This is a genomic window from Methanosarcina sediminis (assembly GCF_052056915.1).
In the GTDB taxonomy this organism is placed as follows: domain Archaea; phylum Halobacteriota; class Methanosarcinia; order Methanosarcinales; family Methanosarcinaceae; genus MTP4.
In genome coordinates this window covers 2,573,831-2,587,201 of sequence record NZ_CP195119.1, presented here as the reverse complement: position 1 = coordinate 2,587,201, position 13,371 = coordinate 2,573,831, and the positions used below count along the sequence as shown (strand labels likewise).

Sequence of the window (13,371 nt, the reverse complement as noted above, 5' to 3'; positions counted from 1 at the left end):
GGTTTTGTGTTACATTAAGTTTATCCGCCTCATGAGCCTGTTTTTACTCAGGGTGGAAATATCCATTCCCGGAAAAGTTTCCGGAAGAACTGAAAAGAGACCTTAGTTTACAGCCTGTTCCAGATGTAATGTATTCTCTGAAAAGCCGTGATGTGACTGGTCAATGCAATCAGGGTAACTGCCCAGCCCAGGATAGAAAAGCCAGCGATGGTAGCCGGGTAGGCAAAATTTACAAAGGCAGAGAGGATGATAACCACCAGACGGTCAGCCCTGCCCATGATCCCTCCGTAGTACCTTCCAAGAGAAAGGGCCTGAGCCTGGGTCCCCAGGTAGCTTGTCAGCAGCACACCCACGATTGCCGCAACCCCGATCTGCCAGGGCACGTAACCTGCAAAAAAGATGCTGCAGATAATAAAGACATCCGAATAGCGGTCGATAACATGATCCAGGAAATCTCCCCTGGCAGTGGCCTTATTTGACTTCCGAGCAACCGCCCCGTCCAGGGCGTCCAAGACAGAATTCAGCACAACGAAGATACCCGCCAGAAGGACGAGACCCCGGGCTGCCGGGGAGTAGTAAAAGCAGAGCCCCGCAATAAAGGCACAGATAAGGGAAGCTATGGAAACCACATCAGGAGAGATACCCTTCCGGATGAAAAGGTCTGCCAGCGGTTCAATAACTTTTGAGGCGAAGGGTCTCAGTGCATCGAACGTCATGGTACTCAGAAATCTTTTTTATTTTTTAATATCCGTGATGGAAAGCTGCCACAGGAAAAAATACGCAACATTCCTATTTTCGTATGCCGATCTGGATAGTTTTGACATGTGATGTTTCTGTCTTTACCTATCTTGTTATATTTATACTTACGTTTACATCCAGAAGAATGTACACTTTATATAAACAACACAAGCAAACATTGTACAGAAAACTATAGGCGACGTAGACGATATACAGGAGTGCACAAGATATCGACGGAGTAGACGATGTATAGGTATGCACAAGATATCGACGAGATAGACGATGTAGAGGACATACACGGGTGTAAATAATTACAAACAAGTGTACTTTTTTTATCCCCTGACCCTGCAATTCCCGGGCTTATCCACTGCAAGTTCATAGAGATACTTCACCCTGCACGAATGCTCAAGCTGCGTGGTCACGACGTAAGCCTCACTGAGAACTCTTCCCACAGCAAAAGTCCCATGACTGTAGACCACAAGACCCCTGTGCTTTGAAAGCGCTTCCGCCGTGTTTTCCGCAAGCTCCCTGCTTCCGATACCCCCCTTAACCACAGGGATTTCTCCCAGAAAGTACTGTCCCTCGCTGTCTACAGGCTCTATTGCCCCGCCTGCTCCCACCAGCAGGGACTCCACCACCGCATAAGGGCAGTGGGCGTGAATAATTGCAAGGGCAGAAGTCCTCCGATAAATCTCCCGGTGCACCACCGTCTCCGAGGACGCTATCAGGTCCAGGGAAGAGGTCTCCTCGATCCCAACCTCTACAACACTGTCTTCCGTAATCTCATCAAGGGCAGATCCACTCCTGGTAATAATCATCCGGTCTCCCGCCCTGACACTAATGTTCCCGAAATGGGACTCTACAAGCCCGTGTTCCACCAACTTGCGTCCGTATTTTGCAATTTCATGCCACATCTTAGGCAAAGTATAGTGGAAGAGTGCCATAAGTTTTATGCGCCGCACCCAACCCTATAAGATAGAAACCTGAAAAGAAACAGGGAAAAAATAAAAGAAAAAAAGGCAGGAAAAGGAAAAGAAGCGCGGTAAACAAAGAATACAGGAAACAGGGAAAAGCTAAGAGCAGAAAATACTGGGGACAGAGCAGCGGAAATCTGCCATAAGATTTATCTGTGAGTATTGTATTTAGATAAGTCTGCAAGCGCTTTCATCGTGCCTCGTTGGCTCAGCCCGGTAGAGCGAGTGACTTGTAATCACTAGGTCGCGAGTTCGAATCTCGCACGGGGCTTGCATTTGCTTTTTGTTTGAAGCCTTCCGGCTTCTTTCATTCTTATTTTATTCATACAAGAAATGCTCATTTTTATTCCAGACATTTTTCCTGTCAACCTCTTTAATTTTCAATTTTTTTCAATCCTTGTTTTTCTGCGGCTTTATTTCCGGAAGCTTTTTCCGTTCAGGCCTGGATTCCCTATCAATCGCATCAAACAACGTGACCAGAGCCCTGCGAAGTCTTCGGGACTCGGTTTCCCAGACATTCTTTTCAACCTGACGACTACCTCCTGCCTTCACGGCTGCCATCCAGGAGTATTTTCCGGCTACTTTTTTATTGCCCAGAGGGCAGCCAAAAGCTTTACCGGTTTTCTGGGTGCTGTATTTTTCGTTGAGAAGAAATTCGTAAATTTCCAGGACACGCATGAACAATTCTTCCTCGGCGTCCTCGTCCAAAGAGCCAAACACAGCGAGGTTCCAGAGACGGAACTGGACTTCCCGGCGTTCTACCCCCAGTTTTTCCGAGTTTGCGGTTTCCAGTACCTTCCTGAATTCAAGAAAAATGTCCGTTTCCCCAAAACCTGCCGGCAGGATTTTCCCGAGAGCAATCATGACGTGAATGCATTCGTGAAAGAGGATTCTGGCAATAAGGTACTCAAGCCGTTCCTGAATATTCCAGAACTTGCTGACCAGTTCTTCTTCCCAGAGTTCGTAAGGATTCACCAGGATAAGGGATTTGTACACAATCCTTTTTTCGGCTTTGAGCACTTTGCGCTTCGGATAAATGGTAACCCCCTGCATTTTTCCAAAAAACTCGACCCTAACTGCCAGGTCCCAGCAACACACCCATCCGGCGGATTTTACACATTTTACCTGGTAGTACTTTCCATCAAAACGGACATCCTGCAGCAACCGGTACATATCTTTACTGCGTTTTTTTATGAGAGATTTTACCCCTGCCTCCCGGAAAATACTGAGATCAAGGTAGGGAACTCCCGGGGGAAAAGAACAGGAAGCAGAGGAACTTGCCGGAACGATGCCATAAGAATCCTGAACATTCAAACCGGGATTGTCTCTTGGGCAATTACTTTTCTGCCCAACTTTCCGAGCATTCGGCTTCATCCAACATACCCCCAATGAGATATATCGACCGTAATATATAAAATTAGTTGACCTGCCGAAAAAAGAATTTACAAAAACTCCCCGACATAATTCATTTACTTGAGCTCAGTTAATTATCCAGTATTAGTCTTTCACCAAACCAGTTTAGAATCCAATATCGGTTCTTTGGTTTAGATAGTATCTTCACCTGAGATCACTTTCCGGAATTTCGCCCATCTGTCCGCCGCAGACCGGACAATTATTCCTTTTTGCAAGCTTGATCTCGGTTAAAGAACAGAAGAGGCCGTCCCACATCAAAAGACGCCCTTCAAGAAGCTTTCCCTGTCCGGTTATATACTTAATAGCTTCATTCGCCTGAATCGAACCTATTATTCCGGGAGTTGTCCCGACCGCAGGGAACATCTCCTTTCCGGAAACCCCGGGGAAAATGCAGTAAAGGCAGGGGGTTTTTCCAGGGATTATTGTCGTCGCCTGCCCCGTATACCCGGAAATTGCCCCATGGATGAGAGGGATCTTTCTTTTTACCGCAAGCCTGTTCAGAATATGCCTTGCCTCAAAGTTATCAAGGGCATCTATGATAAGGTCGCAACTAGGAACCATTGAATCTGCGTTTTCTTCGGTTAGTTTTTCTCTTATGACCTCTATTTCGACTCCAGGGTTCATAGCCAGGAGCTTTTCCTTTGCGGATTCTACCTTCTCCCTGCCGATGTCCTTCTCATGATGAAGGAACTGCCTGTTCAGGTTACTTGCTTCCACGCAGTCAAAGTCCGCAATTATTATTTTACCAATCCCTGAAATTGCCAGATATGTGGAAACCGGAGATCCAAGCCCGCCTACCCCGGCAATGAACACCTTTGCATTTTTCAGCTTTTCCTGACCCTCTTCCCCGAAAAGGAGAATCTGCCGGCTGTATTTTTCACGTTCAAAATCATCCATGTAAAGCCACCTTTAAGATTGATTTTTACCTGCCTTTTACGAGATATGAAATTCATCCCGGTTCAGGACCTTTTTCACATAATCATTGATAGCTTTCCTCATAGATTCTTCGGCAGAAGAGGAAGTATAGAAGGGAGAATTGAGATTGGAACGTTGAGAGGAAGCAATTGGAAAGTTAAGAAGGAATATTGAAAGTGAAGTGTTGGGAGGCCAATAAAAATAGAGAGAAAGTTAAAAAATATTACATCGGGACTGCAAAAGAACCGAAACTGTAGAAGATATGAAAAATCTAAACATTTTTTTGGAAAAATTAATTAAGGTCAGGCTCATAAAAAAGGTAGAATCCAACTTCAAGCCCTCTCCAGTTTCATACACAAGCATCAAACCAGGTTCATACACAAGCATCAAACCAGGTTCATACACAAGCATCAAACCAGGTTCATACACAAGCATCAAACCAGGTTCATACACAAGCATCAAACCAGTTTCATGCTCAAGCATTAAACCAGTTTCATACTCAAGCATCAAAACCAATTTCAGGCTCAAGCCGTACCGGTAACATGAGTGTCACATAAAAACCAAAGCTAACTTCACATTCAAGCATCGGATTGGATTCAATATCAGATCAGTTTCAATATCAGAGATCCAGGTTGGTTACTTTCGTGCTTACGTAACCTGTGGGTGTTTCAACGTCAGCTTAATTTCAATATCAACTTTGAGTTCAATATTAAATCCAATCTTAATATCAAAATCAGTTTTGACAGGGGACTTAAAAAATCCCCAACTTCAACACCTTTCCCTAAAGCCAAAAACGGGATATTCAAAACAAAGATGAAGGTTTCTGATTTGAAAAACACCATACTTGACATTAAACAGGAATTCTCAACATACTTCAAGGAACGGGATGCCGAAATAAACGGCTCTTTGCTGGCTCTGCTTTCTGGGGAGCACGTCTTACTCCTGGGGCCGCCGGGAACTGCAAAGACCCTGCTTGCCAACAAAATCTGCGAGACTATCACAGGGGGAAATTTCTTCCACTACCTCCTGACCCGTTTTTCCACTCCGGAAGAAGTTTTCGGCCCCCTTTCCCTGAAGGCGCTCGAAAGGGACGAGTTCAGCAGGAAGATCGAGGGCTACCTCCCCACAGCCCATATTGCCCTCCTGGATGAAATCTTCAAGGCGAACAGCTCCATTTTGAACAGCCTGCTCACCATCCTTAATGAACGCAAGTACCACAACGGAAAAGTGGTCCTTGAAGTGCCACTCTTTTCAGTATTCGGGGCGTCCAATGAACTGCCCGAAGAGGACGAAAGCCTGGAGGCTCTTTATGACCGATTCCTTTTCAGGTACAGTGTTGACTACATCCAGCATGATGAAAACCTGGAAGACCTGATTTTCGAAAACCTGGAAGACTTCTCCCCCTTGACAAAACTGGCAGTAGGAGATATAAGGGAAATCCGGAAAAAATCCCGGCACCTGCCCGTTGACCCCGAGATCAGGACCATTATCAAAGGGCTCAGGCGGGAGCTGAAAAACTCCAGCATCTTCATCTCGGACAGACGCTGGAAGAAAATCGTAAACGTTCTCAGGGTCGCCTCTGCCGCGAACGGACACCAGAGTGTCAGCAGGATGACGGTAGTCCTGCTCCAGCACATGCTCTGGGACCTGCCCGAACAAAAAGAAACGATAAGGAAACTGATCCTGGATAGGGTGGTCTCGGGAGGCACGGATACCGGGAAACTGAAGCAGGACGTGCTCGACCTGAAAAGCGCCATTTACGGCTGCCTGAAACAGGAACTTCCGGACCTCGTATCCTGCACCAAGTGTTACGAAGAGGAGAAAAAAGCAGCCAGCACCGCAAGGCATTCCAGGTTTACCGGGATGAAAAGCCAGAAGAGCCTCACATTTTCCAGCACCCTTGACTTCCTAAATCACTATCTCGAATTCCCGAACCATACATACGGGGTGGGGCTTGATTACAACAACCTTAACAGTTCCCTGAACTTCGACTCGGTAGTGGAGCTCCTGCGCAGGAAATATGCATTTGAGTTCAAACTCAGCCTGGACTACGGGGAAAAGAAACTGTATGAGAAAGAGTACGAGAACCTGGAAGAAAGGCTTGATTATTTCAGGCGGCAGGTACAGGCAGAGGAGCGGGCTCTGGAAGAAACCCTGGAAGAGAACATCTGGGTCTCAGCCCAGGACAGCAGGGAAATCCTGATGAAATACCGCTCCAAGAATACGGACATCTATGAAATCGCAAACCACCTGAAAGAAATCAGGGCAGTCCTGGAAAAGCCGAAGGTCTTTGACATCGAACTGGAAACTGTGGGAGAAGCAGCCTGAACCTTGCCTGTCAGAAAAGTCCGGGAAGAAGTGAAAGCCATGCAGGAAACAGGAAACAGAGGGAGAATTTACTCAAAGCTTTCCGGCTCGGAATCCTTTTTCAAATCGGAATCCTCCTTCAGATTTGAACGGGACTTCAACCCCGCAAAAGTCCTGAACACCGAACTGAGAGTATTCCTTTCAACACCGAGACAGGTCCCCCGTCCCCTCAGAGAGGATATTGCAGAGGTCCTTGTTTACGAGATTTTTTCAGGGAAAGAGTACGAAATAAAGGACGAAAAACGCTTTATGGAAAAGTTCGGGGTGTTTTACCCCCTTCTTCTGAGCATGAGAAACTTCCGGGTATGGGAAGACCTCAAAGCCCTTGCAGGCAGTAATCATATGGCCGGACTTCTTGTCCTGAAAACCCTCCTTGATGGGATTTTCACCCTTATAGGGGACTATGAGGAAATCGAGGAAGAAATTACAAAAAGTCTTCAAAAAAACCTGGAGAAAGCCCTGAAAGCCCTGAAAGCCCTGATCGAAGAAACCTGCTCCACCTGGGACGAACGGAACAGTCGGCAAAACCCGGAATACAGGGAAAGCTCGGGGAGCGAAAATCTGGAATCCATGACCCGAAAGTTCATGGAAAATGAAAAAACGGGGCAGGCATTGGACATCGTTGTTGAAGAAAGGATAGCTGTCCCGCTTGAGGAGTTTATTTCAACCCTTGAAGACCACCTGGAAATTCTGGAGATGCTTTCCATGCTCTTTCCAGGCAGGATGTGGAGCGACTCCCTGCAAGCCCTCCACAGGGAATATTTCGGAAACCTCGAAAAATACGCCTCCCTCCTTAGAAAGAGTTCCGACCTCAGGAAAATCCTGGAGCAGGTGGGAAGGATCGAGCTCGAATACGGATCAAAAAAACTTATCCTCTCTCCCCACAGCAAAAGTGAGGTTCATGCGGTCACCTTTTCAAACGAAATCCAGACCATGCTCCCTGTAGAAGCCGTAAAACTCAAAAACCCCCTCCTGAAGCGTAAGTTCTATGCTGATATGTTCGAGGGAAAACTCCTGACCTACCAGCTAAGGGGGAAAAACTGGAACTCCGACGCTGCAGGGAAAAAGAGGAGGGGACCTGTCGTTGCCCTGGTGGACACCTCGGCCTCCATGCGAGGAAGTCCCGAGATCCTTGCCAAATCCGTCGTCCTTGCAGTGACGAGGAGAATGCTCAAAGAAGGCAGGGACGTAAAGGTAATCCTCTTTGCTTCGAAATGGCAGAGCTTCGAAATCGAAATGACAAACAAAAAGAGGATGGGAGCAGAGTTCCTGGGCTTCCTCCGCCATACCTTCGGAGGCGGCACGGACTTCAATACCGCACTCAGATCCGGCCTGAAAGTCATGAAAGAGGAAAACGCCTTCAGGGGAGCGGACCTCCTCTTCCTCACCGACGGCTACTCCGAACTTTCGGAACAGCCCCTGATCCGGGAATGGAACGAAATAAAAAAAGAACGAAATGCCCGAATCTTTTCCCTAATCATCGGAAACGACAACGCTGGCGGGCTCGAACAGGTCTCGGACCACACCTATATCATCAGGAATACTGAAAACTGGGGGGTGTGGGAAAGCCCGGCCAGGTTTGTAAAAGCAATCGGAGCACCGGTTTACAGGTGAAAACGCTAGTATCAGTGCGATTTCCAAAAATGAAATTATGATAGATGAATCGGGGGTTACTGTCAATGAAGCCGGGTCAAGCCCTGCGCTTTAATAACTTGCTTATGCCTTTTACAAGTTTCTCGACCTCTTCCCTGCTCAGGATAGAGTTACTCAGGCTCTGCAGCAGGAGCAGGAAGGCAGGATTTTTACCAAGGGTCGGCTTTTTGAGGACTATAACCTGCAGCAGGAACATCAAAATCATTTTGCGTTCCTCGGGGCTGGAATATCTCAACCTGCAATAAATCTTCTCGGAAACTTCCTTTACGGAATCCTTATTGTCATATGCCAGTCTGGAAGCTTTTGAAGTTGCACTCTTCGAAACTTCTTTTATCCGGGAACCTTCCCTCGAGGCTATCCGGGACAAATTTTCAAAAACATTTTTTGAGATTACCCTGATCCTTTCCTTTTTTTCTCCGCGCCTCCCTGCCCCCGAACCCTTCGGGCACTCGCTTCCTGCACCTTTGCGCTCCATTATTAGAAGAAGTTCATCAAAGATATCGGAGAGTTCTTCACTTGAGCAGGCTTTCAGGTATTCAATCAGGTTTTCTACAGACTCCCCGTCTTCAGACTTACTATCGGCAGATTCACCACCAGCAGATTCGCGTTTACCTTTTCCTATTCCCAGGAGCAGCTCATCAGGAAGCTCTTTATTCACCTCAACAAAATCGGCGTCAATGACCTGAATATTTCCTATAAAAGCATCGCTTGAGGAGGTATTTCTTTTTTTATATTTTCTTTTGACTCTGTATCCGGCATGCGAAAGCCTGTCGAGTATATCCCCTTTGTTTTTGAGCAAGAGATCCACACTCATTATATTGTTTTAAGCATATACAGAACGATTTGATTTCAGCTATTCTGGTCGCAAGGCAATTCCAGTGATAATTTCATTATGTCTATCCTACTATCAAGTGTTATTTTAGAACTATGACTCGAAATTTAAAAATTCTTTCTATCCATATTCAAATCAACGAGACAGAAAAAACCTTCAAAGCACTGAAAAGACGATTTATTTTAAGCCACCTTTTTTTTCAGCGGACTATTTTATCCTGCCTGCTTCACGCAGGTCCAAATTACACAATACGAAGGAACCCGGATAGTCCAGAAACGGTATCATTAATACTGATATTCTAACCCAATATTATTATACTCGGCATTATATAATTGTTATACTATCATTTTCCATAACATCATTAGCGGGGGTTTCTGAGTGGAGGAAGTGAAGAGTGGACTTGAAAACGTAGTCGTCCTTGAAACGGGTGTCAGTTCCATAGACGGGACTGAAGGTGTTTTGAGGTATAGGGGATTCGATATCAACGATCTGGTTTACCTACCATATGATGCCGTATCCTATCTGCTCATCCGGGGCAAATTGCCGGATGATAATGAACTTGCCGTTTATTCTGCCACGCTGAATGAAAAAAGGGAACTAGGAGAATACGTCCAGAACGTCGTCCGGGCCTGCAACTTCAATATCGAAGCCATGGATGCCCTGCGTACAACCATTTCCTACATGTCCCACTGCGACCCGGACCTCAACGACAATTCCGAGGAAGCGAACCTGCGAAAAGCCACAAACCTGATAGCAAAATTCCCCACGATTGTTGCGGCTTTCAGCAGGATATTAAAGGGGGAAACCCCGGTTTCTCCGGACCCGACACTTTCCCATGGGGCAAATTTCCTCTACATGCTGCGCGGAAGCAAGCCGACAGAGATCGAGGCTGAAGCCATGGAAAAGGATTTCATCCTCAGTGCGGAGCACGAACTCAACGCATCCAGTTTTGCTTCAAGAATCACGGCTTCCACTTGCTCTGACCTGTACTCGGCCATAATCACCGGGATCTGCACCCTGAAAGGCCCCCTGCACGGAGGAGCAAGGATGGAGGTCATGAACATGCTTGACGAAATCCCGGCTCCTGAAGCTGCAGAAGCATACGTGCTGGAGAAGATTGCAAATAAAGAGAAAATAATGGGCTTCGGGCACAGAGTCTACATGACCCAGGACCCGCGGACCATAATATTTAAAGTACTGGCAAAGCAGCTTGCGGAATCGAAAGGCGAAACTCAGTGGTACAGGACCGCAGAAAACATAGAAAACACACTCTTCGCGGAGTTTATGGGAAAGAGAGGAAAACCACTTTATCCGAACGTGGATTTCTATTCAGGAGTTGTGTACAAATACCTTGAAATCCCTCCCCGGCTTGCAACCGCGGTCTTTGCTGCAGGCAGGATCTCTGGATGGATTGCCCACTGCATGGAACAGTACTCCGATAACAGGGTTATTCGTCCGCGGGCAAAATATGTTAAACCTGCAAAAACCCTCAAAGCCTGAACTCGCCAGGCCGCACTTCGCAAGAAAATAAACACAAAAGTTAACATTTTTTAAGTTCATTTTACTTCAAGTTTACACTTTTGCTGGAGGAAAAGAAATGAGAGAAGGTCCGGATCCCTTTGGTGTACGAGACAGTATTGAGACTGCTTCCGGAGAAGCGACGATTTACCGCCTGAACAAACTGGAAGAACAGGATTTCGAAGAGATTTCCCTGCTCCCCTATTCAATCAGGATTTTGCTGGAATCCCTGCTGCGGCATGCGGACACTGACAGGCACGTTATAACAATAGAAGACGTGGAAGCCCTGGCCCGCTGGGACCCAGAAAACATTCAGAGAAGAGATATCCCTTTCATCCCTTCCAGGGTTGTCTTACAGGATTTTACAGGCGTCCCTGCCGTGGTGGACCTTGCAGCACTCCGCTCGGCCACGCAGCGCCTGGGAGGCAATCCGGGGGAGATAAACCCGGTTATCCCTGCAGACCTTGTCATTGACCACTCCGTGCAGGTGGATTACTACGGGACGGCATACTCCCTGAAAGAAAACGAAGAAAAGGAGTTTGAGCGCAACAGGGAACGGTATTCGGTCCTGCGCTGGGCCCAGGAAGCCTTTGATAACTTCAGGGTGGTCCCCCCGGGAAGAGGGATCATCCATCAGGTGAACCTCGAGTACCTGGCTCCCCTGGTGCACCTGAAAGAAAAGGAGGGGGAGCTTTTCGCATTCCCGGACACCCTGGTTGGGACCGATTCCCACACCACAATGATCAACGGGATAGGGGTACTTGGATGGGGTGTGGGAGGCATAGAAGCCGAAGCCGTGATGCTCGGGCAGCCCTATTACATGCAAGTCCCGGAAGTGGTGGGTTTCAAGCTCTACGGAAAACTGGAACCCGGGGTCACGGCAACCGACCTTGTCCTGACCGTAACCAAACTGCTCAGGGAACACGGGGTTGTGGGCAAATTCGTGGAATTTTACGGGCCCGGCCTGAGTTCACTCAGTCTTCCGGATAGGGCAACGCTTTCCAACATGGCCCCCGAATACGGGGCAACCCTGGGGATCTTCCCCCCGGATGCCGAAACCCTGGACTACCTCCGGAGGACCGGCAGAAGCGAAGAACAGCTAGACCTTGTGCAAAAATACCTTGAAGCCCAGGACCTTCTCTACTCGATCCACAAACCCGAACCCGTCTTCAGCAGCAACCTGGAACTGGACATGAGCACGATCAAGCCCTGCCTTGCAGGTCCAAAAAGACCGCAGGACAGGATCTTCCTCGGCGAGATGCCCGATAATTTCCACGAGACCATGCGGAAGGCTTTTGCCCGGAAGAAAGAAGCCGGGATTGAGCTTACCCGGGACTCTGCGTACCAGCGCTGGAGCGGGGAAGGCGGGGACCGGCTGGAGGGAGAGAAAGTCAGGCACGACAGGGCAGATTATGAGAGGTATGCAAAGAAGGAACTCAAAGTCACTCACGGCTCCGTGGTTATTGCAGCCATTACTTCCTGCACTAACACCTCGAACCCCTCGGTCCTCATAGGAGCCGGACTGCTCGCAAAAAAAGCCGTGGAGAGGGGCCTGAACGTAAAACCCTATGTCAAAACAAGCCTCTCCCCCGGGTCCAGGGTAGTCACGGAATACCTGGGAGCAGCCGGACTCCTACCTTACCTGGAAGCCCTCGGTTTCCACCAGGTGGGCTACGGCTGCACGACCTGCATAGGAAACAGCGGCCCTCTGCCCGAATACATTGCAAAGGAAGTTGAAGAAAAGGACCTGACCGTAGCGGCAGTCCTCAGTGGGAACAGGAACTTTGAAGGCAGGATCAATCCCCTTATCAAAGCCAATTACCTGGCTTCCCCCCCTCTGGTGCTTGCCTATGCAATAGCTGGAACTGTGAACATCAACCTGGAAACCGAACCTCTGGCGTATGACCCAAACGGACAGCCAGTCTACCTCAAGGACATCTGGCCTGGAGAAGAGGAGATAAGAGAGGTCATAAAGCATACGATTAAACCGGCAATGTTCGAAAAAGAGTATTCAGGAGTCATGGAGGGCACCGAACTCTGGAAAGAACTGGACGTACCGGAAGGCACCCTTTATGCCTGGAACGAGAAATCAACCTACATCCAGGAGCCGCCTTATTTCATGGACTTCCCCCTGACCCCTCAGGTGCCCGGGGACATCAGGGACGCAAGGGTCTTGGGCCTTTTCGGGGACAGCATCACCACAGACCACATTTCCCCGGCAGGTGCAATTCCGGAAGAAGGGCCTGCGGGCAAGTACCTGCTTTCCTGGGGGGTCGACTCTGCGGACTTCAATTCCTACGGCTCCCGCAGGGGCAACCACGAGGTGATGATGCGCGGGACTTTCGGGAACATACGGCTCAGGAACAGGCTGGTGGACAGGGAAGGAGGCTGGACTGACTATCACCTCCACGAAGAGACTGTCCCGCCGGAACTGCCCGAGGAGATGACAATCTACGATGCCGCAATGCTGTATGCGGAGAACAGGGTCCCCCTTATTGTAATCGCGGGCAGGGAATACGGGACAGGCAGTTCGCGGGACTGGGCCGCCAAAGGCACTTTCCTCCTGGGGGTAAAAGCCGTGCTTGCGGAGTCTTACGAGCGCATTCACCGGAGCAACCTGGTGGGCATGGGAGTTCTTCCCCTTCAGTTCAAAGAAGGCGAGAACGCAGACAGTTTCGGGCTCATGGGCAGGGAGACATACGATATCCTGGGTATAGGAAACATGGAGCCCGGAGGGGAACTTACCGTAAGAGTAAGGGACGAGAGAGGAGGAGAAACCGACTTCAAGGTAATTGTGAGGCTGGATTCGATCGTGGAGCTGGAATATTACAGAAACGGAGGGATTTTGCATAAGTTCCTGAGAGATATGGTGACCAAAAAGTAAACGCAGAAGTGGAAATCTTCGGATTATCCACTTTTACCAATTTATAAATCAATATTTGTGAATTTAAGGATGTGTAG

General features: G+C 48.3%; 10 protein-coding genes and 1 tRNA gene. 5 read left to right on the top strand and 6 right to left on the bottom strand.

Translation table 11 applies throughout. The annotated features are described in order from the left end of the window. Positions 1-107: 107 nt before the first annotated feature. Both ACSAZK_RS11165 and ACSAZK_RS11160 read right to left on the bottom strand, forming a co-directional pair. Entirely contained in the window at positions 108-716 is a 609-nt protein-coding gene (locus tag ACSAZK_RS11165) for a CDP-alcohol phosphatidyltransferase family protein (protein ID WP_048181774.1), read from the bottom strand. Between the two features lie 354 nt (positions 717-1,070). Then, positions 1,071-1,652 (bottom strand): aldolase, encoded by a 582-nt coding sequence (locus ACSAZK_RS11160; protein ID WP_440954210.1) that lies wholly within the window; start codon positions 1,650-1,652, stop codon positions 1,071-1,073. Positions 1,653-1,909: 257 nt separating this feature from the next. On the opposite strand from ACSAZK_RS11160, the gene ACSAZK_RS11155 reads away from it, so the two are divergent. Then, positions 1,910-1,983, top strand: a tRNA-Thr gene (locus ACSAZK_RS11155). A 119-nt stretch (positions 1,984-2,102) separates the two neighbouring features. Here ACSAZK_RS11155 and ACSAZK_RS11150 read toward each other — a convergent pair. The 3 genes from ACSAZK_RS11150 to ACSAZK_RS11140 all read right to left on the bottom strand — a co-directional run bounded on the left by ACSAZK_RS11150 (position 2,103) and on the right by ACSAZK_RS11140 (position 4,547). Beyond that, positions 2,103-3,086, bottom strand: coding sequence for a hypothetical protein (locus ACSAZK_RS11150; protein ID WP_440954209.1), 984 nt, complete (start codon positions 3,084-3,086; stop codon positions 2,103-2,105). A gap of 183 nt (positions 3,087-3,269) precedes the next feature. After that, positions 3,270-4,022, bottom strand: coding sequence for a HesA/MoeB/ThiF family protein (locus ACSAZK_RS11145; RefSeq protein WP_440954208.1), 753 nt, complete (start codon positions 4,020-4,022; stop codon positions 3,270-3,272). Between the two features lie 231 nt (positions 4,023-4,253). Next, positions 4,254-4,547 (bottom strand): hypothetical protein, encoded by a 294-nt coding sequence (locus ACSAZK_RS11140; RefSeq protein ID WP_440954207.1) that lies wholly within the window; start codon positions 4,545-4,547, stop codon positions 4,254-4,256. A 321-nt stretch (positions 4,548-4,868) separates the two neighbouring features. Between ACSAZK_RS11140 and ACSAZK_RS11135 the strand changes: the two genes are divergently transcribed. Together ACSAZK_RS11135 and ACSAZK_RS11130 are read left to right on the top strand one after the other, a co-directional pair. Beyond that, positions 4,869-6,368: an AAA family ATPase gene (locus ACSAZK_RS11135; protein WP_440954206.1), complete on the top strand. Its 1,500-nt coding sequence runs from the start codon at positions 4,869-4,871 to the stop codon at positions 6,366-6,368. Positions 6,369-6,371: 3 nt separating this feature from the next. After that, positions 6,372-8,021 (top strand): VWA domain-containing protein, encoded by a 1,650-nt coding sequence (locus ACSAZK_RS11130; protein ID WP_440954205.1) that lies wholly within the window; start codon positions 6,372-6,374, stop codon positions 8,019-8,021. 76 nt (positions 8,022-8,097) lie between these two features. On the opposite strand, the gene ACSAZK_RS11125 is transcribed toward ACSAZK_RS11130, so the two are convergent. Beyond that, positions 8,098-8,874, bottom strand: a complete 777-nt coding sequence (locus ACSAZK_RS11125; protein WP_440954204.1) for a hypothetical protein — start codon at positions 8,872-8,874, stop codon at positions 8,098-8,100. Positions 8,875-9,270: 396 nt separating this feature from the next. Here ACSAZK_RS11125 and ACSAZK_RS11120 point away from each other — a divergent pair, with 396 nt between their 5' ends. Beyond that, on the top strand, positions 9,271-10,392 hold the full coding sequence (locus ACSAZK_RS11120) for a citrate/2-methylcitrate synthase (RefSeq protein WP_440954203.1): 1,122 nt from the start codon (positions 9,271-9,273) through the stop codon (positions 10,390-10,392). Between the two features lie 97 nt (positions 10,393-10,489). Then, positions 10,490-13,294 carry an aconitate hydratase AcnA gene (gene acnA / locus ACSAZK_RS11115; RefSeq protein WP_440954202.1) on the top strand — a complete coding sequence of 935 codons (2,805 nt, stop codon included), beginning with the start codon at positions 10,490-10,492 and terminating at the stop codon, positions 13,292-13,294. The last annotated feature ends 77 nt before the right edge of the window (positions 13,295-13,371 follow it).